Source organism: Pseudomonas sp. 43(2021), from assembly GCF_017490805.1.
Classification (GTDB): domain Bacteria; phylum Pseudomonadota; class Gammaproteobacteria; order Pseudomonadales; family Pseudomonadaceae; genus Aquipseudomonas.
Window position 1 is genome coordinate 124267 of sequence record NZ_JAFGYJ010000012.1, and the last position, 22039, is coordinate 146305.

The following is a 22039-nucleotide window of genomic DNA, read 5'->3' on the forward strand; positions in this document are numbered from 1 at the left end:
AAGGTTCATGTACAAGCCCTCGATCTACGACCGCATCTCTGCCAGGCGCGAAGCGCAAGAGGAGGCTGCGCGGCTGGCCAGGTTGGCGGAAGCCGCTCATGTGCCTGAGCCTGTGCCCGAGCCGGAACCGGTGCCAGCCGCGTTGCAGGATGTGGGCAGCGGTTTCACCTTCGCAGGTTTCACTCTGCAGTTTCCGATCGGCTTTCGCTTTCGCGACATCCAGACCACCATCGAGCATGAAGGCGAGCCGATCAGCCTCAGCATCCGCCGCCGTGATGTACGCGCCAGGCAGCCGCTGGAGCAATTGTTCGAGGGCGCGATCCAGGCCTTGCGCGAATTGAACCCGCAACTGCGCGTGATTCGTCAACGTGATTCCCACCTGGCTGGTAACCCGGCCAAGGTCCTGGATTTCCACTTCAATGCTGGCCACGAGCCCCGGCACGGTCGCCTGGTCGGCGCGCTGGTGCCCATCGCCGGCAGCGAGTCGCTGCAATGGCTGGATATTTCCAGCGTGATCGACCCGAGCAAGCCGGGCCTGAGCCAGTGGCTGGCCGAGTTCGACCGCATGCTCGATGGCTTCGCGCAGGGCTGAACCCCGATTTTTTCGCTATCAGGAATTTTCATCGCATGGATTACGAGTTGCAGGAAGGCGGCATCGCGCTGCCGGCAGGTTTCGAGGACCGCACGGTCAACATGTTCGTCTTGGGTGCCAGTGTTCCAGCACCGTTGAGCATCACCATCTCGCGTGACACCTTGCTGCCGGACGAAGCGCTGCAGGCCTATGTCGATCGCCAGGTGAAGATGCTCACCTCCAAGCTGCGTGGTTACACCCGCATGGGCAACAAGGCCGTCTCGCTCTCGGCTACCGCACCCATTGCCGGCATCCAGATCGACGCCTACTACATGAACCAGGGCCGCCCGCTGTATCAGCGCCAGGCCGCCTTCATCATCAGCCCCGGGCGTGCCCTGATCTTCTCGACCACCGCACAGGCTGACTTCAGTGCCCAGCAGAACCAGGACTGGGACAACTTGCTGGCCAGCTTCACCCCGCGAGCCCCGTCCGTAACCAGCGCCGAGTACGGCGAACAGGAGTAACCCCTCATGTTCGAAGCGGCCAGGTTCGGCGACGAGATATCGCACACAAGCGCGCTGGGGGGCTTCCTGATCGGGGCCGCCCTGGGGATCGCACTGGTGGCTACGGTGGCCATCGCCACCTTCACCTGCGGGTTCGGCGTGGCCTTGCTGGCCGGCCTCGCAGCCGGCATCGGGGGCAGCTTGCTGACCGCCGCCGGAGAGGCGATAGGCAGTATGTTCTCGTCCCCTTCAGGGACGATAACCACTGCCTCACCCAACGTTTTCATCAACAGCCGCAAGGCTGCCCGCGTCGAAAAAAGCATCGGTGCCTGCGACAAGCACCCAGGGCCGGTGCAGATTGCCGAAGGCTCGACCAACGTCTTCATCAACAGCGTCGCGGCTGCACGCAAGGGCGACAAGCTGACCTGCGGCGCGACCATTTCCGGTGGGTCGGACAACGTCATCATCGGCGGTGGCACCTATCGCTACCTGCCAGTGGATGACGAGATCCCGGAGTGGCTGCGCACCACCGTGGATGTGCTGATGGCCATCGCCGGTGCCGCAGGCGGTATCCAGCTGATCAAGGCGGGTACCCAGGCCGGCATGAAAGCCGTCATGCCTTGCGCCCTGAAGTTCACCGCCGGCTTCGTCGCCGGCGAGGTGGCCAGCCGCTACGTGGTCGAACCCGTCGCCCGCAGGGCCATCGGCGGCCTGGTCGGCAACCCGGTCGACCTCACCACCGGCCGCAAACTGATCCCCGATGAAATCGACTTCAGCCTGCCTGGCCTGATGCCGATCGAGTGGTCGCGCTTCTACGCCAGCGACCTGACTGTCGACAGCGTGCTCGGCCGCGGCTGGGTACTGCCCTGGGAGCAGAGCCTGCGCCGGCAGGGCTCGTTCATCTACCTTATCGACAACCAGGGCCGCGAAGTGCCGTTCGTGACCCTGCAGCCGGGCCAGCGCATCTACAACCCGCACGAACAGGTGTACCTGGTGTGCACCGAGGGCGGCCACTACATCCTGCAAACCCTCGACAACCTGTTCTTCTACTTCGGCGAAGTGCCGGACACCAACAGCGAAGTGCCGCTGCAACGCATCGAAAACGCCCTCGGTCACTTCCTGCATTTCACCCGCACGCCTGACGGTACGCTGACCGACATCAGCGCCACCGGCGGCACCCGCGTGCACCTGCACTACGACAACCCGCTCGGTCGCCTGACCGACATCAAGCGCGTGGTGAACAACCAGGCGGTGGAAACGCTCACCCAGTACCGCTACGACGAACACGGCCAGCTGAGCGCGGTGATCAACCGCAACGGCGACACGGTGCGCAGCTTCAGCTACGCCGAAGGCCTGATGGTAACCCACAGCAACGCGCTGGGCCTGGGCTGCCACTACCGTTGGGAAACCCTCGGCGACAAGCCGCGCGTGGTCGAGCACTGGACCAGCGATGGCGAGCACTACCACTTCCGCTACGACCTCGACGCCCGCACCAGCTGGGCCACCGACGTGCTCGGCCGCGAGCTGGAAGTGCAGTACAACGCCGATCACCGCGTGGTCGCCAGCCGTGACTACGGTGGCGAACGCTACGCCATCGAGCTGGACGAGCAGGGCAACATGGTTGGCCTGGATTTGCCGGACGGCAACCGGCTCGCCTTCAAGTACGATGAATACGCCCGCCTGCTGGAAGAAACCGACCCGCTGGGCCGCAAGACCACCTACGAATATCACCACCTGACCACGCTGGTGACCCAGGTCAGCTATCCGGATGGCAGCACCTGGCGAGCGCGCTACGACGACAAGGGCAACCTGCTCGCCGAAATCGATGCCCTCGGCCAGATGACCGAGTACCTGAACAGCGATGACGGCCTGCCGCATACCATCATCGATGCAACTTACAAGTCCAAGTACCTGTGGTGGAACACCCTGGCCCAGGTCGAGCGTTATCAGGACTGCTCGGGCAAGAGCACCTGGTACCGCTACGACGAGCGTCAGCACCTGGTGGCGGTGACCGATGCGCTGAACCAGACCACCACGCTGGAGCGCAAGCCGGACGGTGAAGTGCTGCGCATCAGCCACCCGGACGGTACTGCGGAAACCTTCACCTACAACGTCTACGGCCAGGTAATCAGCCACACCGACGGCAAGGGCCAGACCACACGCCTGATGCGCACGGCCCGTGGCCTGCCGAGCAGCCGCCAGGATGCCAAGGGCCAGCGGGTGCGTTACGAGTACGACAAGGCCGTGCGCCTGACCGCGCTGGTCAACGAAAACAACGCTACTTACAGCTTTGCCTACGACGCCTCGGACCGGCTGACTGAAGAAGTGCGGGTGGATAACCTGACCCGGCGTTTCAGCTACAACGTCGGTGGCCATCTGACCCGACTGGATGAGATTGGCTACGGTGAAAACGCCGAACGCCCGGAACGTCATACGCTGTTCGAGCGCGATGCCATTGGCCGGCTGGTCGCCAAGATCAACCGCGATGCGAGCCAGACCTTCGCGTACGACGACGGCGACCGGTTGCTGAGCATCGAGCGGCAGCCGACCGGGATCGGCAAGCAGCTTGGGATCGGCGAAGAAAAGCTGGAGTACGCCTACGATCTGCTGGGCCGGTTGACCAAAGAAATTACCCCCGACGGCACGCTCGGCTACGAGTATGATCCACTCAGCAACCTGACCACATTGACCCTGCCGGACGGTCGCAAGGTCAACCACCTGTACTACGGCAGTGGGCACCTGCACCAGTTGAACCTGGATGGCCAGGTCATCAGCGATATGGAGCGTGATGACCTGCACCGCGAGGTGTACCGGACCCAGGGCAAGCTCACCAGCTGCTTTGGCTATGACGCCATGGGGCGCAAGGCCTGGCAGTTTGCCTCGAACTTGCCGGCCGACAAGCTCTCGCAGGTGCACAACACCGGTATCAATACCTCGTTGCTGGTGGAGCATGCGTACAACCCGATCCACCGTCGCTATCAGTACGACCCGGCAGGTGAATTGGTGCGCACGCTGGACAAGCTGCGGGGCGAGATCAAGTACGAGTACGAAGCCAACGGGCAGTTGCGCAGCCGCGATACCGGCTCATTGGTGGGCAGCGAGGAATTCCGCTACGACGCGGCAGCCAACCGGCTGGACTTCAATGCGCGACAGTTCGACAAGGTCAAGGACAACCGGATCAAACAGTGGCGGGATCAGGAGTACCGCTACGATCCGTGGGGCAACCTGATCGAGAAGCGCTCGGGGCACAGCAAGCTGCAGAGCTTTAGCTATGACTGCGAGAACCGGCTGGTGCGGGCGGAAACGTTGGTCAATGGCAAGCTGGAGAGTACCGGGCACTACCGTTACGACAGCCTGGGGCGGCGAATAGCCAAGCAGACGGAAATCAACGGCGAAGTCGAGCAGAAGCGCTTCCTCTGGCAGGGCTTGCGGATGCTGCGGGAGGAGACGCCGGGGCAGAGCATCCTGTACCTGTATGAGCCGGGTAGCTATGCGCCGCTGGCGCGGGTTGATCAGGCGGAAGGGGAGGAGCAGAAGGTCTATTACTTCCATACTGACCAGATTGGTACGCCGCTTGAGTTGACGGACAGTGATGGCGAGATCGTTTGGCAGGCGACGTATTGTTCTTGGGGTGCAATAGATAGTCTGCCGGTCAAGGATGTCGAGCAAAACCTGCGGTTCCAAGGTCAGTATTTTGATTGCGAATCGAGCCTGAATTACAATACTTTTCGGTTCTACGATCCAGAAATTGGGCGATTTGTCACTCAGGATCCAATAGGTGTCAGAGGCGGTGCTAATTTATATGTTTATGTGCCGGCGCCGACTACTTGGGTTGACCCTTTGGGTTGGGTGCCTTGGGAGAAAAACGGGTTTGATAGCTGGTTTAATAGCGCCTCAGTTCAAGATATTGTTGATAATAAAAAAGCTGTAGAAGCCGCCCTTAGAAATCCGGGAGGTAAACATGAGATGTTCCCTGTCTCTATAGCGTCGAAGGCAAAAGAACTTGGCTTTACCGCTCAAGAGCTTAAAGAAATGACAGTGCCAACCAAAGATATTACTTTTGTGGGTGTGACAGACAAACATGGTAATCCTGTGCCGGACGGTCCGCACCATGGTAGTAGGGCTGGAAGGCTGTTCCATAATAATTTAATTAAAGACCTGAATGGCGCGCAAAGCAAAGCTCAAGCGCTTAGCGTGATCGATTCACATCACAGCAAACACATGAAGCTAGGAGCATGCTAGATGGACTCTTATGATATTGATCGGTATGAAAAAGTTCATGTTTGGGTAGGTACAAATTTCTCTTCGGAGGATGAGTATCTAAAGTATTTTGAATTAGACTATTCTGTGGATTTGGATGATCCAGCATATAAGGTTTGTGGGTTTTGCAAAGATATTGGTGTGAGATGGTATGACGAGGATTTCATAGGAATTATACCAAGAAAAGCGGAGGAGGTGAATTTAGAGGAGATCTTGCTTGAATCTGCGGTTGATTCCAGTTGCATTGAGGATCTAAAGGCGGAGTGTTTGAGACTTGGAATTACTAAGGCTAATGCAATTTTCTGGTACTCTGATGGTGGCACGGTAATTTCCAAGCCGCTAAAGTCGAATTATAATGGGTTGAAGTATGTTGGGTTATATGAGGGCGAATAAGCTCGACGAAGGTCCAGAGGAACCTGGAATTGGCGCTCTGCGTCAACATTTTTTAGTGTTTGGATCTGATTTTCGATGTGCGGTTATGTGTTGTTTTTAATTTAAAGTTTTTGTTGTGAGCATTGGGGGAATAAGGATTCGATCTTTAATAACGAATGGTTTGTTTGGCTCTGCCAAAGTATAGGTAGAGCCGATATTCTTTCACTGCATGTGCCGCCGGGCGCATCTACAACCCGCACGAGCAGGTGTACCTGGTGTGCACCGAGGGCGGCCACTACATCCTGCAAACCCTCGGCAACCTGTTCTTCTACTTCGGCGAAGTGCCGGACACCAACAGCGAAGTGCCGCTGCAACGCATCGAAAACGCCCTCGGCCACTTCCTGCATTTCACCCGCACGCCTGACGGTACGCTGACCGACATCAGCGCCACCGGCGGCACACGCGTGCACCTGCACTACGACAACCCGCTGGGTCGCCTGACCGACATCAAGCGCGTGGTGAACAACCAGGCGGTGGAAACGCTCACCCAGTACCGCTACGACAAACACGGCCAGCTGAGTGCGGTGATCAACCGCAACGGCGACACCGTGCGCAGCTTCAGCTACGCCGAAGGCCTGATGGTAACCCACAGCAACGCGCTGGGCCTGGGCTGCCACTACCGTTGGGAAACCCTCGGCGACAAGCCGCGCGTGGTCGAGCACTGGACCAGCGATGGCGAGCACTACCACTTCCGCTATGACCTAGACGCCCGCACCAGCTGGGCCACCGACGTGCTCGGCCGCGAGCTGGAAGTGCAGTACAACGCGGACCACCGCGTACTCGCCAGCCGTGACTACGGTGGCGAACGCTACGCCATCGAGCTGGACGAGCAGGGCAACATGGTTGGCCTGGACTTGCCGGACGGCAACCGGCTCGCCTTCAAGTACGATGAATACGCCCGCCTGCTGGAAGAAACCGACCCGCTGGGCCGCAAGACCACCTACGAATATCACCACCTGACCACGCTGGTGACCCAGGTCAGCTATCCGGACGGCAGCACCTGGCGAGCGCGCTACGACGACAAGGGCAACCTGCTCGCCGAATTCGATGCACTGGGCCAGATGACCGAGTACCTGAACAGCGATGACGGCCTGCCGCATACCATCATCGATGCAACTTACAAGTCCAAGTACCTGTGGTGGAATACCCTGGCCCAGGTCGAGCGTTATCAGGACTGCTCGGGCAAGAGCACCTGGTACCGCTACGACGAGCGTCAGCACCTCGTCGCGGTGACCGATGCGCTGAACCAGACGACCACGCTGGAGCGCAAGCCCGACGGTGAAGTGGTACGGATCAGCCACCCGGACGGCACCGCGGAAACCTTCACCTACAACGTCTACGGCCAGGTAATCAGCCACACCGACGGCAAGGGCCAGACCACCCGTTTGATGCGTACGGCCCGTGGCCTGCCGAGCAGCCGCCAGGATGCCAAGGGCCAGCGGGTGCGTTACGAGTACGACAAGGCCGTGCGCCTGACCGCGCTGGTCAACGAAAACAACGCTACTTACAGCTTTGCCTACGACGCCTCGGACCGGCTGACTGAAGAAGTGCGGGTGGATAACCTGACCCGGCGTTTCAGCTACAACGTCGGTGGCCATCTGACCCGACTGGATGAGATTGGCTACGGTGAAAACGCCGAACGCCCGGAACGTCATACGCTGTTCGAGCGCGATGCCATTGGCCGGCTGGTCGCCAAGATCAACCATACGTGGATAATGTTTCCGCTCAGTAGGTCTGGGAGTTATTAACGCATGTTCATGCGTGTTAGTGTGGTTTGGCAAACACAACAACCAGAAACTTACAGTCATGAAAACTTCGACATTACTCGCAACTGATCCGCAATCATCAATTCATGCAGGTAATAATTTCCCAGTCCATCTATATACACCCTATGGCTATTGGTTAGTCCAAACCGGCCCTTTATTGGCCTTTATCGGAGAACCAGGAGCATCATTGCCGCGCTGTTACCTGTTGGGCAATGGTAAGCGTGCGTATGATACCGTGTTGATGCGCTTTCATCGCCCGGACATATTCAGCCCGTTTGGTCGGGGAGGGCTTAATGCCTATGCTTATTGCCAAGGAGACCCTGTCAACAATGTAGATCGCGACGGCCATTCGATAACGCGTGTAATCGGCCAGTTTCTCGGGGGTATAACCGGTACTGTGGGAATGTTCTCATCCTTGGTCAAGGCTGCTAAAAACATTGTTCGCCGGTCAAAGGCAAACATCAACAAACAGCCGGTACCCAAGGAGTTCGATTCGCGCAGCCGCAGAAATAACGCAATCGTCTTCAATGCTGGCTTGGTCAGCACAGCCTTGAAGGTACCAGGTGTTGCAACGGCATTTGGCTTTCCCGCTGCATCCCTGAGCGCTGAGGTGTTGACCTCCGCTGGTATCGTAACTGCAGGCGTCGGTGGCACGGCCAAGTTCGATCAGTTGATCTTTGACAGTACCAGAGCCATTAAAACCGCCAGGGAACTGAGGCTACCGCTGGGTACGTTGTTGAGAGCGTCGCTAATGGAGGCCAGTGGGTGGTATCTGCTCAGAGGCAAAGAGTCGCCGCTGATCGCACCCAGGGACCGGGTCGTGCAGGGGCGCGCGAGGTTCAGAGAAACCTCTGTGTGATCCGAAGCAGGCAGGCCAGGTAAGCCAAGGCCCCAATGCCTGTCAGATCGCGTTAACGCGGCTGCTACGCTGCCCATCGCAGGCAAGCCAGCTCTCATAGAACTGTACATAACTCATTGAATTGGCAGGGACTCTGTGGGAGCGGCTTTAAGCCGCGAACACCGGCGCAGCCGGTGCCATGCACTGCGTTGGATTCTTCGCGGCTAAAGCCGCTCCCACAAATTACGCGGATTGCTCGCAAATTCAGTTATCTACGCGACAGCGCATCCCAAAGGGCTGGGCAAGCTCCCACGGTGACCGCGTAACTGGCAGGCATTAGCCCAGGCCCTGCTTTTATGTTCCACAGCATGAAACCAGATTCGATTGTGCTTCATCGCTCCTCGCGCTTATCTGTCAGCCAAGCACGACCTGCCTCACCCGTCGTGACCTCTAGGCGAACAACAAGAACGGGAAACCACCCGCGCGAGGAGACTCTACATGTCCCGACATCAGCATATCCTGGCCTGGCTGAACGATGTGGCCAGCGACCTGCACGCAATCCGTCACGATATTCACGCTCACCCGGAGCTGGGTTTTGAAGAAAGCCGCACTTCAGCGCTGGTCGCCCGTCTGCTCGAAGAATGGGGCTACGAGGTACATGCCGGTATCGGCAAGACCGGCGTGGTCGGCGTACTGCGCAATGGCAGCAGCCCACGCCGCCTGGGCCTGCGCGCCGACATGGACGCGCTGCCCATCCACGAGGCTACCGGCGCCGCGTACAGCAGCCAGCACCAGGGCTGCATGCACGCCTGCGGCCATGACGGGCATACCACCATGCTGCTGGGCGCCGCGCGCTACCTGGCAGCGACCCGGCAGTTCGACGGCACGCTGACGCTGATCTTCCAGCCGGCCGAGGAGGGCCAGGGTGGCGCCGAGGCGATGCTGGCCGACGGTCTGCTGGAACGCTTCCCTTGCGATGCACTGTTCGGCATGCACAACATGCCCGGGCTGCCGGCCGGGCACCTGGGCTTTCGCGAGGGGCCGATGATGGCCTCGCAAGACCTGCTCACGGTGACCCTCGACGGGGTTGGCGGCCATGGTTCGATGCCGCACCTGACCGTCGACCCGCTGGTGGCGGCGGCCAGTGTGGTGATGGCCCTGCAAACCGTGGTGGCGCGCAATATCGATGCGCAGGAGGCGGCCGTGGTTACCGTCGGCGCCTTGCAGGCCGGCGAAGCGGCCAACGTGATCCCGCAGCAGGCGCTGCTGCGCCTGAGCCTGCGCGCGCTGAACGCCGAGGTGAGGGCGCAGACCCTGGAGCGAGTGCGCGCCATTATCGTCAGCCAGGCCGAGAGCTTTGGCTGCCGCGCCACTATCGAACACCGCCCGGCCTACCCGGTGCTGGTCAACCACGCCGCGGAAAACGCCTTTGCCCGGCAGGTGGGAGTGGAGTTGCTGGGTACCGAGGCAGTGGATGGCAACACCCGCAAGCTGATGGGCAGCGAAGACTTCGCCTGGATGCTGCAACGCTGCCCGGGCGCCTACCTGTTCATCGGCAATGGCGTATCGCGGCCGATGGTGCACAACCCGGCCTACGACTTCAACGACGACATCCTGCTGACCGGCGCCGCCTACTGGGGCGCGCTGGCAGAGCGCTGGCTCGCGCCCGCCTGACCTTTCCTTTTGACGACTGCCGCTGGAACCCGGGCGCGACCGCGCCTGGGCGATCACCCAATCATTGTGTGGAGTGTTTCCTATGCAGACTTCGAGCACCGGCGTGTCGCGTACCCGGCAAGTGGTCGCCGCCGTCATCGGCAACGCCCTGGAGTGGTATGACTTCATCGTTTACGGCTTTCTGGCCAGCATCATCGCCCGGCAATTCTTCCCCTCCGACGACGAATATGCCTCGCTGCTGATGGCCCTGGCCACCTTTGGCGTCGGCTTTTTCATGCGCCCGGTGGGCGGTGTGCTGCTGGGCATGTATTCCGACCGCAAGGGCCGCAAGGCGGCGATGCAGATGATCATCCGGCTGATGACCGTGTCCATTGCCATGATCGCCTTTGCCCCCGACTACCTGGCCATCGGCATGGCCGCGCCGATGCTGATCGTGGTGGCGCGCATGCTGCAGGGTTTTGCCACCGGCGGCGAGTACGCCAGCGCCACGGCATTTCTGGTGGAGAGCGCGCCGGCCCACCGCAAGGGCCTGTATGGCTCGTGGCAACTGGTGGGGCAGTGCCTGGCGGTGTTCTCCGGGGCGGCGATGGTGGCGCTGGTCACCCACCTGTGCACGCCTGCGGCACTGGACAGCTGGGGCTGGCGTATCCCGTTCGTGCTCGGCCTGCTGATCGGCCCGGTGGGGCTGTGGATTCGCAAGCACATGGAAGAACCCGAGGAGTTCATCGAGGCGCGCCGCCAGGCCAAGGGCCAGTCGCCCAGCCTGTGGCAGGTGCTGCGTGAGCACCGGCGCAGCCTGTTGGTATCGATGGGCCTGGCCTGTGGCGCGACGGTGTCGTTCTACGTGGTACTGGTGAACATGCCGACCTTCGCCCACAAGAACCTTGGCCTGCAGCTGGACCAGGTGCTGCTGGTGCAGATGCTGGCTGTGGGGCTGATGACCGTGGTGATCCCGCTGTCCGGGGCATTGTCTGACCGGCTGGGTCGGCGCCCGGTACTGATGGCCTTCACCCTGGCGTTCTTCGTCATGGTCTACCCGTTGTATGTGTGGGTGGCTGCCGCGCCGTCGCTGGAGCGCCTGCTGGTGATGCAACTGCTGCTGTGCACTGCCATTGGCGGCTTCTTCGGGCCGGCGCCCACGGCCTTGGCCGAGCAGTTCCCGGTCGAGGTGCGTTCTACCGGTGTGTCGGTGGCCTATAACGTGGCGGTGATGGTGTTCGGCGGCTTCGCCCCGTTGATCGTCACCTGGCTGAGCAAGGTGCTCGGCACTCCGGTGGCGCCGTCGTTCTACGTGCTGTTCGCCTGCCTGCTGACACTGCTGGGCACCTATTGCCTGAAAGAAGCCCCACGCGCGGGCAAAGCTGCCGCGTTCAACCTGGGAGTAGAACCGTGATGTCGCTAGCCATCGACCCCATCGTTGCCCTCGATGCCGAGGCATTGTCCCAGGCCATCCATGCCCGCCAGATATCGTGCCGTGAGGTGATGCAGGCCTATCTGGCGCATATCGAGCGTTTCAACCCGCAGGTCAATGCGCTGGTGTCGTTGCGCCCGGCCGAAGTGCTGCTGGCCGAGGCTGATGAGCGTGACCGCGAGCTGGCCCGTGGCCATTCGCGGGGCTGGATGCATGGCATGCCCCAGGCGATCAAGGACCTGGCCGCTACTGCCGGGCTGCGCACCACCCTGGGCTCGCCGCTGTTTGCCGAACAGGTGCCCGAGCAGGATGCGATCAGCGTGGCGCGGGTGCGGGCCAGTGGGGCGCTGATCGTGGGTAAGAGCAATGTGCCGGAATTCGGCCTTGGTTCGCAGACCTACAACACCCTGTTCGGTACCACCACCAATGCCTATGACCCGGACAAGGTGGCCGGGGGCAGCAGCGGTGGGGCGGCGGCGGCGCTGGCCATGCGCCTGCTGCCGGTCGCCGACGGCAGCGACATGATGGGTTCGCTGCGCAACCCGGCGGCGTTCAACAATGTGTATGGCCTGCGCCCGTCGCAGGGCCGGGTGCCCCATGGGCCGGCGCCGGAACTGTTCATGCAGCAGCTGGCCACCGAGGGGCCGATGGGGCGCAGCGTGGTGGATGTGGCGCGGCTGTTGTCGACCCAGGCGGGCTTCGATGCGCGGGCGCCGTTGTCGCTGGGGGAGGACCGGCGCGATTTTACCGCTGGGTTGCAGCGCGATTTCCGCGGCGTGCGGGTTGGCTGGCTGGGCGACTACGACGGCTACCTGGCGATGGATGACGGGGTGCTGAGCCTGTGCGAAGCGGCCCTGGCGGACTTCGCCGAGCTGGGCTGCCGGGTCGAGGCCTGCCAGCCGGCGTTCGACCTGGCGCGCTTGTGGCAATGCTGGCTGACCCATCGCCACTTCCTGGTGCACGGCAACCTCGGTGCGGCCTATGCCGACCCGCGCAAGCGCGCGCTGCTCAAGCCCGAGGCGCAGTGGGAGGTGGAGGGTGGCCTGCAACTGAGCGCGGCTGCGGTGTACCAGGCTTCAGTGGCCCGCAGCGACTGGTACCGTGCGCTGGGCAAGCTGTTCGAGCGTTACGATTTCCTGCTGTTGCCATCGGCCCAGGTGTTCCCTTTCGATGCACGGCAACCTTGGCCAACGGTGGTCGGGGGGCGGACGATGGACACCTATCACCGCTGGATGGAAGTGGTGACAGGACCGACCCTGGCCGGTTTGCCGAGCATCAGCGTACCGGTCGGTTTCAATGCTGCCGGGTTGCCCATGGGCCTGCAGATCATCGGCCCGGCCCAGGCCGACCATGCGGTATTGCAGCTGGCCCATGCCCATGAACAGCTCACCCGTTGGGTAGCGCGGCGCCCACCCCGGAGCCTGCAAGCGCCATGAAACCGCTGGGCAGGCGCGGATCTTGCTGGCTATCCTGACCATCCAGCTACAGGGAGGTCACACACATGGGCATCACGGCAGACAGTGGCGGCGTGCGCTCGGTAGAACGGGCGCTGGCCATCGTCGACCTGCTGGGCGAACACCAGGCGCTGGGCCTGGAAGAACTGCATTACCTGACGGCGCTGCCCAAGGCCACGGTGTCGCGCATGCTCGCCACCTTGCAGGAACAGGGCTGGGTCTACCGCGGCCTCAGCGACCGGCGCTACCGGCTGTGCGCGCAGCGCCTGTTCGGTGACCGCCAGTTGCGTTTCAAGCGGCGCCTGGTGGAAAGCGCCGCGCCCATGTTGCTGGAGTTGAGCGAGCGTACCGGGCTGGTGGCCGACCTGTCGTGTTTCGACGGCGAGCGGCTGGAGGTGATGGAAAGCGCCATCCCCCAGGTACTGCGCAAGCGCTACCCGCACACCTGCCAGATCGTCGGGCACCATGCCAGCCTGTTCCACTCGGCGATGGGGCGGGCATGCCTGGGAGAGTTGGCGGTCGATGAAGTGCAGCGCCTGGCGACCCATGAGCAGGTGGGCGACGAGGCAGTGCTGCGCGACATCGAGGAGGAAGCGAACAAGGGGTTCGGCCAGCGAACCGAAGGGCACTGGGAGTACCCGGTGCGCTTGCCGTTCCTGATCCGCGCGATTGCCCTGCCGGTGCATGCCGAAGGGCGCCTGGCCGGGAGCATTGCCTTGCACTGGCCGTTGGACCAGGCGCCGGTGGAGCGGGTGTTGAACCTGCACCTGAACAGCCTGGCTACAACGGTGGGCGAGGTGCAGCGGGCCTTGGTGGTTTGAGTCAGCCTGTACCGGCCTCTTCGCGGGTAAACCCGCTCCCACAGGGGAAGTGCATTGCCCGAGGCTCGCTCGGTATCTGTGGGAGCGGGTTTACCCGCGAAGAGGCCAGTCCAGCAAACAACAAAAAGAAGCTGTGTCCGAGGCCCCTCAGCGCTCCAGGCTATACATCCGGCACTCCGCCAGCAACGCCAGCAGGTTCGGCTCCCGCTCCCGCGCTTTCAGGAACACCACGCCGATATGCTGCTGCAAGCGATATTGCGGCTTCAGGGCGATCAACCGGACCCGGTTCTCGTACACCGCCGCGATACGCCCGGGCAGCAGGGCAAAGCCCACGCCCGAGCTGACCATGCTCAGCAGGGTGAAGATGTCGTTCACCTGCATGGCTACCTTGGGTTCGAAGCCGGCCTGCTGGAACACCCGGGCGCCATCGCGGTGGGTGGCGAAGCCCTGGGTCAGGGTGATGAAGGTGGAGTCGGCCAGGTCGGCCAGGTCCACCTCGGCCTGCTCGGCGAAGGGCGAATCGATGGGCACGGCAAGGAAGATGTCATCGGAGAACAGCGGCAACTGCTCGCAGGCCGGATCGCTGACACTTTCGTCGAGCGACACGAGGATGGCCTCCAGCTCGTGGTTCCTCAGGCGCTGCAGCAGGTCGACGTTGGAGCCCAGGGTCAGGTCGATGTTGAGTTCGCTGCGGCGCAGCTTGAGGCCCATGACCAGCTTGGGCACGGTTTTCACCGTCAGCGAATAGAGCGCGCCCAGGCGGAAGCGCTCGGCGTAGAAGCCGGCGGCTTCGCGGGTCTGGCGGACCATCTGCTCGGCGTCCTGGATCAGCTGGCGGGCTTTCTTTTCCAGCACGTAGGCGCTTTCCAGCGGGATCAGCTGACGACCTTCATGCTTGAACAGCGGGCAGCGCAGTGCGCTTTCCAGCGAGTGGATGGCGCGGTGCACGCTGACGGCGCTGGTGGCCAGCTCGGCGGCCGCGCGGCCGAGGTTGCCGGTGCGCATGAAGGCGAGGAAGGTTTCCAGCTTCTTGAGGGTCAGTTCTTCGTCGATCAGCATGGGTTGACCTGGGTGTGCACAATGGCAGGGGCGTGCATGTTGCCTGGAAATTCTGGGGCCGCTTCGCAGCCCATTGCCGGCAAGCCAGCTCCCACAGGGATGGCGCATGGCTTGAGGCCGATGCGGCCCCGCATGCTCATTGCATGGATCCGATCAAGGCCCACAACGCCGGGTCGTTGAAATCATCGATCACCAACCTGGCCCCCGCCGCCAGCAACCGCTCCGGTGTCTGCGTAGTGGCCACGCCCACGGTAAAGATCCCCGCGCCACTCGCTGCCGCCACCCCCGGCAGCGAATCCTCGAAGGCCAGTGCCTGCCCGGCCTCGGCACCCAGCCGTTGCAACCCGGTCAGGTAGGGCAACGGGTCCGGCTTGGCCCGTGCCAGTTCCTCGGCCACCAGCACATGCGCGAAGCGCTGGCCCAGGCCCATGGCGTTCAACATGTGCTCGGCGTTCAGCCGCGGCGCGTTGGTCACCACGCACATGCCGATGTCTCGAGCCCGGGCATGTTCCAGCAGGCGCACAAGGCCCGGCATCGGCTCCAGAGACGGTGACATGTCGCGGAACAGCGCTTCCTTGCGGTCAGCCAGCTCCCGGCACTGTTCGGCACTGGCACCGGCAAACAGCTCGGCGAACAGCTCGCCGTTGGCACGGCCGCTGACCTGGGCATCGAACTGCGCCTGGCTCAGCTCGCGGCCGTCATGCTCGCGCAGCAGTTGGCGGAAGGCCTGCAGGTGCAAGGTGTCAGTGTCGGTGAGGGTTCCGTCGAGGTCGAACAGCAGGGCAGTCAGCATTGGGTATTCAGGTCCAGAAATCGTGGGCGGGCCAGAAGGGAGATTCTTTGCCTTTGGCGTTACGTGAACTTCGCGAATTCCTGAGTGTACTGGAGTACGGCAGCCTTGGCAGAGCTGTGCTCGAACTCGAGGTTGGCGCCTGCGCATCGAGTCAGCAACTGCCAAAGCTGGAAAGCCAACCAAGTAACCGGCCGTTGGCACGCTCCGGCTTTCGACGTTTGGTCATCAGTTCTGGTTGGCGTAGGTGGCTGGGCGCAGGTAGCTGATCTTCTGCAGCTTGCCGTCGCTGTCACGGTAGGTGAGGGTGGCGGTGTCGGCGTGGCCGGTGGCCTGGCTCGAGCCCTCTACCGCGATCACTTGGGCGATGTCCAGGTCCATGCCGTACTGGTAAGGGGAGGCGGTCTGGGCGAAGGCGCCGACGCTGCTGCCAAAGGTCAGGGTGGCGATGGTGATTGCTTTGATGATGGTCATGATCATGCTCCGTTAGCTTGGGTAGTGGGATCAGCGACTGCTTGCTGCCTGGGGTTAATACTGCGCGATAATATTTAGCGCGCAAAATATATTTCCACTATCTGGCCTATTGGCGCGCTACATATTGATCGCAGTCGCCAAGCCGACGACGAAGGGGGCTGTTCAGCGTGCTCCGAAAAGAGTACAAATGTGCTCCATGGACAATCTAACCCCAAAACGCCGCGCCATCTTCGAGTTCATCCGTGAGCGCATTGCCGATCACGGCCAGCCGCCGAGCCTGGCCGATATCGCCACGCGCTTCGGTTTTGCCTCGCGCAGTGTCGCGCGCAAGCACATCACCGCCCTGTGCCAGGCCGGCTACATCGACGTCACGCCGAACCAGGCGCGGGGCATACGCCTGGCCGAACGGCTGCGCCGCCCGGAAATCCTCGAAGTGCCGGTGCTCGGCCAGGTGGCGGCAGGCGCCCCCATCGGCCCGGACCTCGACATTCACGAGCAGTTGCTGCTCGACCCCAGCCTGTTCCGCCGTACCCCCGACTACCTGCTGAAGGTGCGTGGCGACTCGATGATCGACGACGGCATTTTCGACGGCGACCTGGTCGGCATCCTCCAGCAGGCCGACGCCCGCGATGGCCAGATAGTGGTCGCGCGCCTGGACGGCGAGGTGACCATCAAGCGCCTGCAACGCCAGGGCGGCAATTACCGGCTGTTGCCACGCAACCCGGCCTATGCGCCCATCGATGTGCGACCTGAACAGGAGTTCTTCATCGAAGGCGTGTTCTGCGGCTTGCTGAGGCGTGACTGATGGGCGCGGTGGTCGACCTCGACAGGCTGCTCGACCAGCGCCGGGTATGGCGCGGCCGGCAGGCCCAGGCGCGGCCACTCGGCCTGCAGCCCACGGGCCATGTTGCCCTTGACCAGTGCCTGCCGGAAGGCGGTTGGCCGGCGTCTGCGCTCAGCGAACTGTTGCTGGCCAGCCCCGGCTGTGGCGAATTGCAGCTGCTGTGGCCAACCCTGGCCCGTTTGAGTGCCGAGGCCAGCCGAATCGTACTGGTGGCACCGCCATTCATTCCTTACGCCCCGGCCTGGCAGGCCGCGGGGGTGGACCTGCGCTGGCTGGTACAGGTGGCCGCCGAACCTGCAGATGCCCTGTGGGCTGCCGAGCAGTGCCTGCGTTCCGGCAGTTGCGCAGCGGTGCTGTGCTGGCCGGAGCGTGCCGATGACCGCGCCCTGCGGCGCTTGCAGGTGGCTGCCGAAACCGGCCAGGCGCTGGCCTTCGCCTGCAGGCCGCAACAGGCGGCGCATAACCCTTCACCTGCAGCGCTGCGCATTGCCATCGACACCCGTCCGGCACAATGGCGCGTGCTGAAAAGCCGTGGCGGCATGCCACCGGCGCTGCCCATCGCCTGCCCGGGGCGGGGCTGATGCAGCATGCTCTGGGCCTGCATCCTGTTCCCTCAGCTGGCGCTGGACACGGTCCTGCGTGAGCGTGACGACCCCGATACACCTCTGGTGCTGCTTGGCGGGCCGGCCCAGCGACGCGTACTGCAGGCGGTCAACCCGGCGGCGGCCGCGCTGGGCCTGCGGGCCGGGCAAACCCTGACGGCGGCACGTGCACTGGCCGATGGCTTCAGCTGCGTCGAAGCCGACCCCAGGCGCATCGACCAGGTGCAGCAGTTGCTGGCAGCCTGGGCCTACCGCTTCAGCGCCCAGGTCAGCCTGCACTACCCACGGGCGCTGTTGCTGGAGGTGGGCTCCAGCCTGCAGCTGTTCGGCCCCTGGCCGCTGTTCGAGGCACGCCTGCGCCAGGAGCTGGCGGAACTGGGCTTGCGCCAACGCATCGTCCTGGCCAGCAACCCGGTGGCGGCGCGCATGCTCGCCAACGGCCACGATGGCCTGGCCGTGAGCGATGCCGACGCCACCCGCGCGGCGCTGCAGGGTATGCCCATCGAGCGTATCGGCTTGCCTGGGCAGGCTGCCGAAGCCTTTGCCCGCATGGGGCTGCGTCAGTTGAGCCAGGTGCTGGCCTTGCCCCGCGACAGCCTGGCCAGGCGCTTTCCGGCCCAGGTGCAATTGCACCTTGACCAACTGCTCGGCCTGCGCAACCTGGGGTTGGACTTCTACCAGCCTCCGGACCGTTTCGAGACCCGGCTGGAGCTGAACTTCGACGTCGAATCACACCAGGCCCTGCTGTTCCCGCTGCGGCGCATGCTCAACGACCTTGCCGCGTTCCTCGCCGGGCGTGACTGTGGCGTGCAGCGTTTCTGCCTGCACCTGGAGCACGCCGAAGGGCCGGATACCTTGCTGAAGGTGGGCCTGCTGGCCGCCGAACGCGATGCCGCGATGCTGTTCGAACTGGCGCGCGGGCGCCTGGAACCGCTGCGCATTCCCGCACCGGTGCGCAACCTGCGGCTGGTCGCCGAGGACCTGCCACCCTTTGTGCCGCAACACCAGGCATTGTTCGACCCGCGTGCGCAACAGGCGCAACCCTGGGAACAATTGCGCGAACGGCTACGTGCGCGCCTGGGCGATGAGGCGGTCAAGGGCCTGAGCGCGGCAGCCGATCATCGCCCCGAATGTGCCTGGCAAGCGGTAGAGCAGGGTGCCCAGGGCAACATGCCGGTGGCTCCTGGCAGCCGCCCTGGCTGGCTGCTGTCGGCCCCCGTGGCGCTGGACGAAGCCGGCTACCGCGTGCAAGGCCATGCCGAGCGTATCGAGTCGGGCTGGTGGGATGGCGGCGATGTGCGTCGCGACTATTACCGCATCGAAACCCGTGATGGCCTGCGCGGCTGGGCCTACCGTGACCTGGGCAAGGCCGGCCCGTTGTGGCTGCAGGGCTGGTTCGCATGAACACCCCGGGTTATGCCGAGCTGCATTGCCTGTCCAACTTCAGTTTCCAGCGCGGCGCGTCGAGCGCCGACGAGCTGTTCCGGCGCGCGCGTGAGCAGGGCTACCAGGCGCTGGCGATCACTGACGAATGCACCCTGGCCGGCATCGTCCGTGCCTGGCAGGCGGCGAAGGAACATCAGCTGCGGCTGATCGTGGGCAGTGAAGTGCAGTTGCAGGACGGCCCCAGGCTGGTGCTGCTGGTGCAGGACCTGGCCGGCTACCAGAACCTGTGCGCCCTGATCACCCGGGGCCGGCGACGGGCGCAGAAGGGCGAGTACCAACTGTTTCGCGATGACCTGCAGCAGCACCATCAGGGCCTGCTGGCATTGTGGGTGGCCGATGACAGCGGCGATGCCAGCCCCGGGCAGTGGCTGCACGGCGTGTTCGGTGAGCGCCTGTGGCTGGCCGTGCACCTGCACCGCGGCAGTGACGATACCTTGCGCCTTGAACGCTTGCGCGGCCTGGCGGCAAGGGTCGGCATCCGCGCCGTGGCCTGTGGCGACGTGCACATGCACGTGCGCGGTCGCCGCGCCTTGCAGGATTGCATGACCGCCATTCGCCAGCATTGCCTGGTGGCCGAGGCCGGGCGCTTCCTGTTTGCCAATGGCGAGCGGCACCTGCGCAGCCAGGCGCAACTGGGCGAACTCTATCCCGCCGACCTGCTGGCCGAGACCCTGGCCATCGCTGCGCGCTGCCAGTTCGAACTGAGCGAGTTGAAATACCAGTACCCACGCGAGCTGGTGCCTCAGGGGCATACCCCGGCGAGCTGGTTGCGTGAGTTATGCCAGCAGGGTTTGCCGTTGCGTTGGCCAGAAGGGCCGAGCAGCAAGGTGCGGGAGGTGCTGGCCAAGGAGCTGGCGCTGATCGAGGCGCTGGGCTACGAAAGCTACTTCCTGACGGTGCACGACATCGTCGCCTTCGCCCGCAGCCAGCGCATTCTGTGCCAGGGCCGGGGTTCGGCTGCCAACTCGGTGGTGTGCTTCGTGCTGGGCATCACCGAGCTCGACCCCATGAAACATCACCTGTTGTTCGAGCGCTTCCTGTCGCGCGAGCGCAACGAGCCGCCGGACATCGACGTGGACTTCGAGCACGACCGGCGCGAGGAGGTGATCCAGTATGTGTTCCGCCGCTATGGCCGGCACCGGGCGGCGCTCACTGCGGTGGTCAACACCTACCATGCCGCCGGTGCGGTGCGGGATGTGGCGCGGGTGCTGGGGCTGCCCGCCGACCAGGTGGACGCCCTGGCCAAATGCTGTGGCCGCTGGAGCGATCGCATACCCGACGACCAGCGCTTGGCCGAGGCCGGCTTCGAGGCGGGCAGCCCTTCGCTGCGCCGGGTACTGGTGCTGGCCGGCGAACTGATCGGCTTCCCTCGGCACCTGTCACAGCACCCGGGCGGCTTCGTCATCTCGCAGCAACCCCTGGACGAGCTGGTACCGGTGGAGAATGCCGCGATGCCGGAGCGCACGGTGATCCAGTGGGACAAGGACGACCTGGACATGGTCGGCCTGCTCAAGGTCGACGTGCTGGCGCTGGGTATGCTCAGTGCCCTGCGCCGTTGCTTCGACCTGCTGCAACACCACCGTGGCCGGCACCTGACCCTGGCGACCATTCCCGGCGAAGACCCGGCCACCTACGCCATGATCAGCCGTGCCGAGACCATGGGCGTGTTCCAGATCGAGTCACGCGCACAAATGGCCATGCTGCCGCGGCTGCGGCCCGCAAAGTTCTACGACCTGGTCATCGAGGTAGCCATCGTCCGCCCCGGGCCGATCCAGGGCGACATGGTCCACCCTTACCTGCGTCGGCGCCTGAAGCAGGAGCCGGTGACGTATCCTTCACCGCAACTGAAGGCAGTGTTCGAGCGCACCCTGGGCGTGCCGCTGTTCCAGGAACAGGTGATGGAGCTGGCGATGGTCGCGGCCGACTACACCCCGGGCGAGGCCGACCAGTTACGCCGCAGCATGGCTGCCTGGAAGCGCCACGGTGGCCTGGAGCCGCACCGCGAGCGGCTGGTGCAGGGTATGTTGCGCAATGGTTACGAGTTGGCGTTTGCCGAGCGCATCTTCGAGCAGATCAAGGGCTTTGGCAGCTATGGTTTCCCGGAGTCGCACGCGGCCAGCTTTGCCTTGTTGTGCTATGCCAGCAGCTGGCTCAAGTGCCATGAACCGGCGATTTTCACCTGCGCGCTGGTCAACAGCTGGCCCATGGGCTTCTACAGCCCCGACCAGTTGTTGCAAGAGGCCCGGCGCCAGGGCATCGAGGTAAGGCCGGTGGATGTGTGCCACAGTGACTGGGACTGCACCCTGGAGCCTGAGCCTGGAGGGGCCCTGGCCATCCGCATGGGCTTGCGCCTGGTGCGCGGTCTTGCCGAGGCCGATGCCAGGCGCCTGGCGCAGGCCAGGGCGCAGCGGCCATGGCGCGATGTCGAAGACCTGTGCCTGCGTGCCGGGCTCGATTCGCGTACCCGCGCCCAGCTGGCCGATGCCGGCGCGCTGCGCGCCTTGGCCAGCGACCGGCATCAGGCGCGCTGGCAGGTGGCGGCGGTGCAGCCGCAACTGCCTTTGTTTGCCGACGTGGCAGCCTTGCCGGAAAGCACCGTTGAGCTGCCTGTCCCCAGCGTGGCGGAGGACCTGATGGCCGATTACCAGGCCCTTGGCACCACGCTTGGGCCGCATCCGTTGGCCTTGTTACGCTCACGTCTGCGGGCGCTGGGCTGCCGCAGCTCATGCGAACTGCAAGGTGTCGGGCATGGCGACCACATTGCCGTGGCCGGGCTGGTGGTGGGCCGCCAGCGGCCCCAGACCGCCAGTGGCGTGACCTTTGTCACCCTGGAGGACGAGCACGGCATGGTCAATGTGGTGGTGTGGCGGGAGCTTGCCGAACGGCAGCGGCGGGCGCTGGTGGGGTCGCAGTTGCTCAAGGTCAGCGGGCGGCTGGAGCAGGAGAATGGCGTGCGCCACCTGATCGCGCGGCGGCTGGAGGATGTGAGCCCGCTGTTGCAAGGGCTGGATGTGCGCAGCCGGGATTTCCATTAATCCCCGGCACCCTGTGGGAGCGGCTTTAGCCGCGAACACCGGCGCAGCCGGTGCCATGC

At 63.6% G+C, this 22039-nt stretch carries 17 protein-coding genes and 1 pseudogene; 15 read left to right on the forward strand and 3 right to left on the reverse strand.

Going from position 1 to position 22039, the window contains the following annotated elements; genetic code table 11:
- The first annotated feature begins 7 nt into the window (after window positions 1-7).
- The 10 genes from J5M71_RS12880 to J5M71_RS12925 all read left to right on the forward strand — a co-directional run bounded on the left by J5M71_RS12880 (window position 8) and on the right by J5M71_RS12925 (window position 13730).
- Complete coding sequence (locus J5M71_RS12880) at window positions 8-592, forward strand: hypothetical protein (RefSeq protein WP_207832673.1); 585 nt, start codon at window positions 8-10, stop codon at window positions 590-592.
- Between the two features lie 35 nt (window positions 593-627).
- The gene (locus J5M71_RS12885; RefSeq protein WP_207832675.1) at window positions 628-1095 is read left to right on the forward strand and encodes a DUF1795 domain-containing protein; all 468 of its coding nucleotides are present in this window, start codon (window positions 628-630) and stop codon (window positions 1093-1095) included.
- A 6-nt stretch (window positions 1096-1101) separates the two neighbouring features.
- Window positions 1102-5316, forward strand: a complete 4215-nt coding sequence (locus J5M71_RS12890; RefSeq protein ID WP_243434174.1) for an RHS repeat-associated core domain-containing protein — start codon at window positions 1102-1104, stop codon at window positions 5314-5316.
- The gene (locus J5M71_RS12895; RefSeq protein ID WP_182330193.1) at window positions 5317-5727 is read left to right on the forward strand and encodes an immunity 22 family protein; all 411 of its coding nucleotides are present in this window, start codon (window positions 5317-5319) and stop codon (window positions 5725-5727) included. It abuts the gene before it with no gap.
- 245 nt (window positions 5728-5972) lie between these two features.
- A complete protein-coding gene (locus tag J5M71_RS12900) occupies window positions 5973-7514 on the forward strand; it encodes a hypothetical protein (protein WP_347709864.1) in 1542 nt (513 codons plus the stop codon).
- A gap of 58 nt (window positions 7515-7572) precedes the next feature.
- Window positions 7573-8391, forward strand: a complete 819-nt coding sequence (locus J5M71_RS12905) for an RHS repeat-associated core domain-containing protein (RefSeq protein ID WP_207832677.1) — start codon at window positions 7573-7575, stop codon at window positions 8389-8391.
- A 477-nt stretch (window positions 8392-8868) separates the two neighbouring features.
- The gene (locus tag J5M71_RS12910) at window positions 8869-10044 is read left to right on the forward strand and encodes a M20 aminoacylase family protein (protein WP_207832679.1); all 1176 of its coding nucleotides are present in this window, start codon (window positions 8869-8871) and stop codon (window positions 10042-10044) included.
- Between the two features lie 82 nt (window positions 10045-10126).
- Complete coding sequence (locus tag J5M71_RS12915; protein WP_207832681.1) at window positions 10127-11437, forward strand: citrate-proton symporter; 1311 nt, start codon at window positions 10127-10129, stop codon at window positions 11435-11437.
- Window positions 11437-12891, forward strand: a complete 1455-nt coding sequence (locus tag J5M71_RS12920; RefSeq protein WP_207832683.1) for an amidase — start codon at window positions 11437-11439, stop codon at window positions 12889-12891. The genes J5M71_RS12915 and J5M71_RS12920 overlap by 1 nt, the downstream gene beginning before the upstream one ends.
- 65 nt (window positions 12892-12956) lie before the next feature.
- Window positions 12957-13730 carry a helix-turn-helix domain-containing protein gene (locus J5M71_RS12925; RefSeq protein ID WP_207832685.1) on the forward strand — a complete coding sequence of 258 codons (774 nt, stop codon included), beginning with the start codon at window positions 12957-12959 and terminating at the stop codon, window positions 13728-13730.
- A 147-nt stretch (window positions 13731-13877) separates the two neighbouring features.
- On the opposite strand, the gene J5M71_RS12930 is transcribed toward J5M71_RS12925, so the two are convergent.
- Window positions 13878-14789, reverse strand: a complete 912-nt coding sequence (locus J5M71_RS12930; protein WP_207832687.1) for a LysR family transcriptional regulator — start codon at window positions 14787-14789, stop codon at window positions 13878-13880.
- Between the two features lie 136 nt (window positions 14790-14925).
- Window positions 14926-15582: an HAD family phosphatase gene (locus J5M71_RS12935; protein ID WP_207832689.1), complete on the reverse strand. Its 657-nt coding sequence runs from the start codon at window positions 15580-15582 to the stop codon at window positions 14926-14928.
- Between the two features lie 53 nt (window positions 15583-15635).
- Between J5M71_RS12935 and J5M71_RS29265 the strand changes: the two are divergent.
- A pseudogene (locus J5M71_RS29265) lies at window positions 15636-15788 on the forward strand (LysR family transcriptional regulator); the annotation flags it as partial.
- Between the two features lie 19 nt (window positions 15789-15807).
- On the opposite strand, the gene J5M71_RS12940 reads toward J5M71_RS29265, so the two are convergent.
- Window positions 15808-16053 (reverse strand): DUF2790 domain-containing protein, encoded by a 246-nt coding sequence (locus J5M71_RS12940; RefSeq protein ID WP_207832691.1) that lies wholly within the window; start codon window positions 16051-16053, stop codon window positions 15808-15810.
- A gap of 187 nt (window positions 16054-16240) precedes the next feature.
- Here J5M71_RS12940 and lexA point away from each other — a divergent pair, with 187 nt between their 5' ends.
- From lexA to J5M71_RS12960, 4 genes are read left to right on the forward strand one after another with little or no spacing between them, the layout of a single operon-like run.
- Window positions 16241-16858 (forward strand): transcriptional repressor LexA, encoded by a 618-nt coding sequence (gene lexA / locus J5M71_RS12945; protein ID WP_025339260.1) that lies wholly within the window; start codon window positions 16241-16243, stop codon window positions 16856-16858.
- Window positions 16858-17478 (forward strand): translesion DNA synthesis-associated protein ImuA, encoded by a 621-nt coding sequence (imuA, locus tag J5M71_RS12950; RefSeq protein ID WP_063914158.1) that lies wholly within the window; start codon window positions 16858-16860, stop codon window positions 17476-17478. Before lexA ends, imuA begins: the two co-directional genes overlap by 1 nt.
- 6 nt (window positions 17479-17484) lie before the next feature.
- A complete protein-coding gene (locus J5M71_RS12955; protein ID WP_207832693.1) occupies window positions 17485-18903 on the forward strand; it encodes a DNA polymerase Y family protein in 1419 nt (472 codons plus the stop codon).
- Entirely contained in the window at window positions 18900-21980 is a 3081-nt protein-coding gene (locus tag J5M71_RS12960; protein ID WP_207832696.1) for an error-prone DNA polymerase, read from the forward strand. The genes J5M71_RS12955 and J5M71_RS12960 overlap by 4 nt, the downstream gene beginning before the upstream one ends.
- The last annotated feature ends 59 nt before the right edge of the window (window positions 21981-22039 follow it).

Excerpts from the sequence above, each read along its gene's own strand:
- J5M71_RS12880 (WP_207832673.1), top strand. The coding sequence starts at position 8 with ATGTACAAGCCCTCGATCTACGACCGCATCTCTGCCAGGCGCGAAGCG.
- J5M71_RS12885 (WP_207832675.1), top strand. The coding sequence starts at position 628 with ATGGATTACGAGTTGCAGGAAGGCGGCATCGCGCTGCCGGCAGGTTTC.
- J5M71_RS12890 (WP_243434174.1), top strand. The coding sequence starts at position 1,102 with ATGTTCGAAGCGGCCAGGTTCGGCGACGAGATATCGCACACAAGCGCG.
- J5M71_RS12895 (WP_182330193.1), top strand. The coding sequence starts at position 5,317 with ATGGACTCTTATGATATTGATCGGTATGAAAAAGTTCATGTTTGGGTA.
- J5M71_RS12905 (WP_207832677.1), top strand. The coding sequence starts at position 7,573 with ATGAAAACTTCGACATTACTCGCAACTGATCCGCAATCATCAATTCAT.
- J5M71_RS12910 (WP_207832679.1), top strand. The coding sequence starts at position 8,869 with ATGTCCCGACATCAGCATATCCTGGCCTGGCTGAACGATGTGGCCAGC.
- J5M71_RS12915 (WP_207832681.1), top strand. The coding sequence starts at position 10,127 with ATGCAGACTTCGAGCACCGGCGTGTCGCGTACCCGGCAAGTGGTCGCC.
- J5M71_RS12920 (WP_207832683.1), top strand. The coding sequence starts at position 11,437 with ATGTCGCTAGCCATCGACCCCATCGTTGCCCTCGATGCCGAGGCATTG.
- J5M71_RS12925 (WP_207832685.1), top strand. The coding sequence starts at position 12,957 with ATGGGCATCACGGCAGACAGTGGCGGCGTGCGCTCGGTAGAACGGGCG.
- J5M71_RS12930 (WP_207832687.1), bottom strand. The coding sequence starts at position 14,789 with ATGCTGATCGACGAAGAACTGACCCTCAAGAAGCTGGAAACCTTCCTC.
- J5M71_RS12935 (WP_207832689.1), bottom strand. The coding sequence starts at position 15,582 with ATGCTGACTGCCCTGCTGTTCGACCTCGACGGAACCCTCACCGACACT.
- J5M71_RS12940 (WP_207832691.1), bottom strand. The coding sequence starts at position 16,053 with ATGACCATCATCAAAGCAATCACCATCGCCACCCTGACCTTTGGCAGC.
- lexA (WP_025339260.1), top strand. The coding sequence starts at position 16,241 with ATGTGCTCCATGGACAATCTAACCCCAAAACGCCGCGCCATCTTCGAG.
- imuA (WP_063914158.1), top strand. The coding sequence starts at position 16,858 with ATGGGCGCGGTGGTCGACCTCGACAGGCTGCTCGACCAGCGCCGGGTA.
- J5M71_RS12955 (WP_207832693.1), top strand. The coding sequence starts at position 17,485 with ATGCTCTGGGCCTGCATCCTGTTCCCTCAGCTGGCGCTGGACACGGTC.
- J5M71_RS12960 (WP_207832696.1), top strand. The coding sequence starts at position 18,900 with ATGAACACCCCGGGTTATGCCGAGCTGCATTGCCTGTCCAACTTCAGT.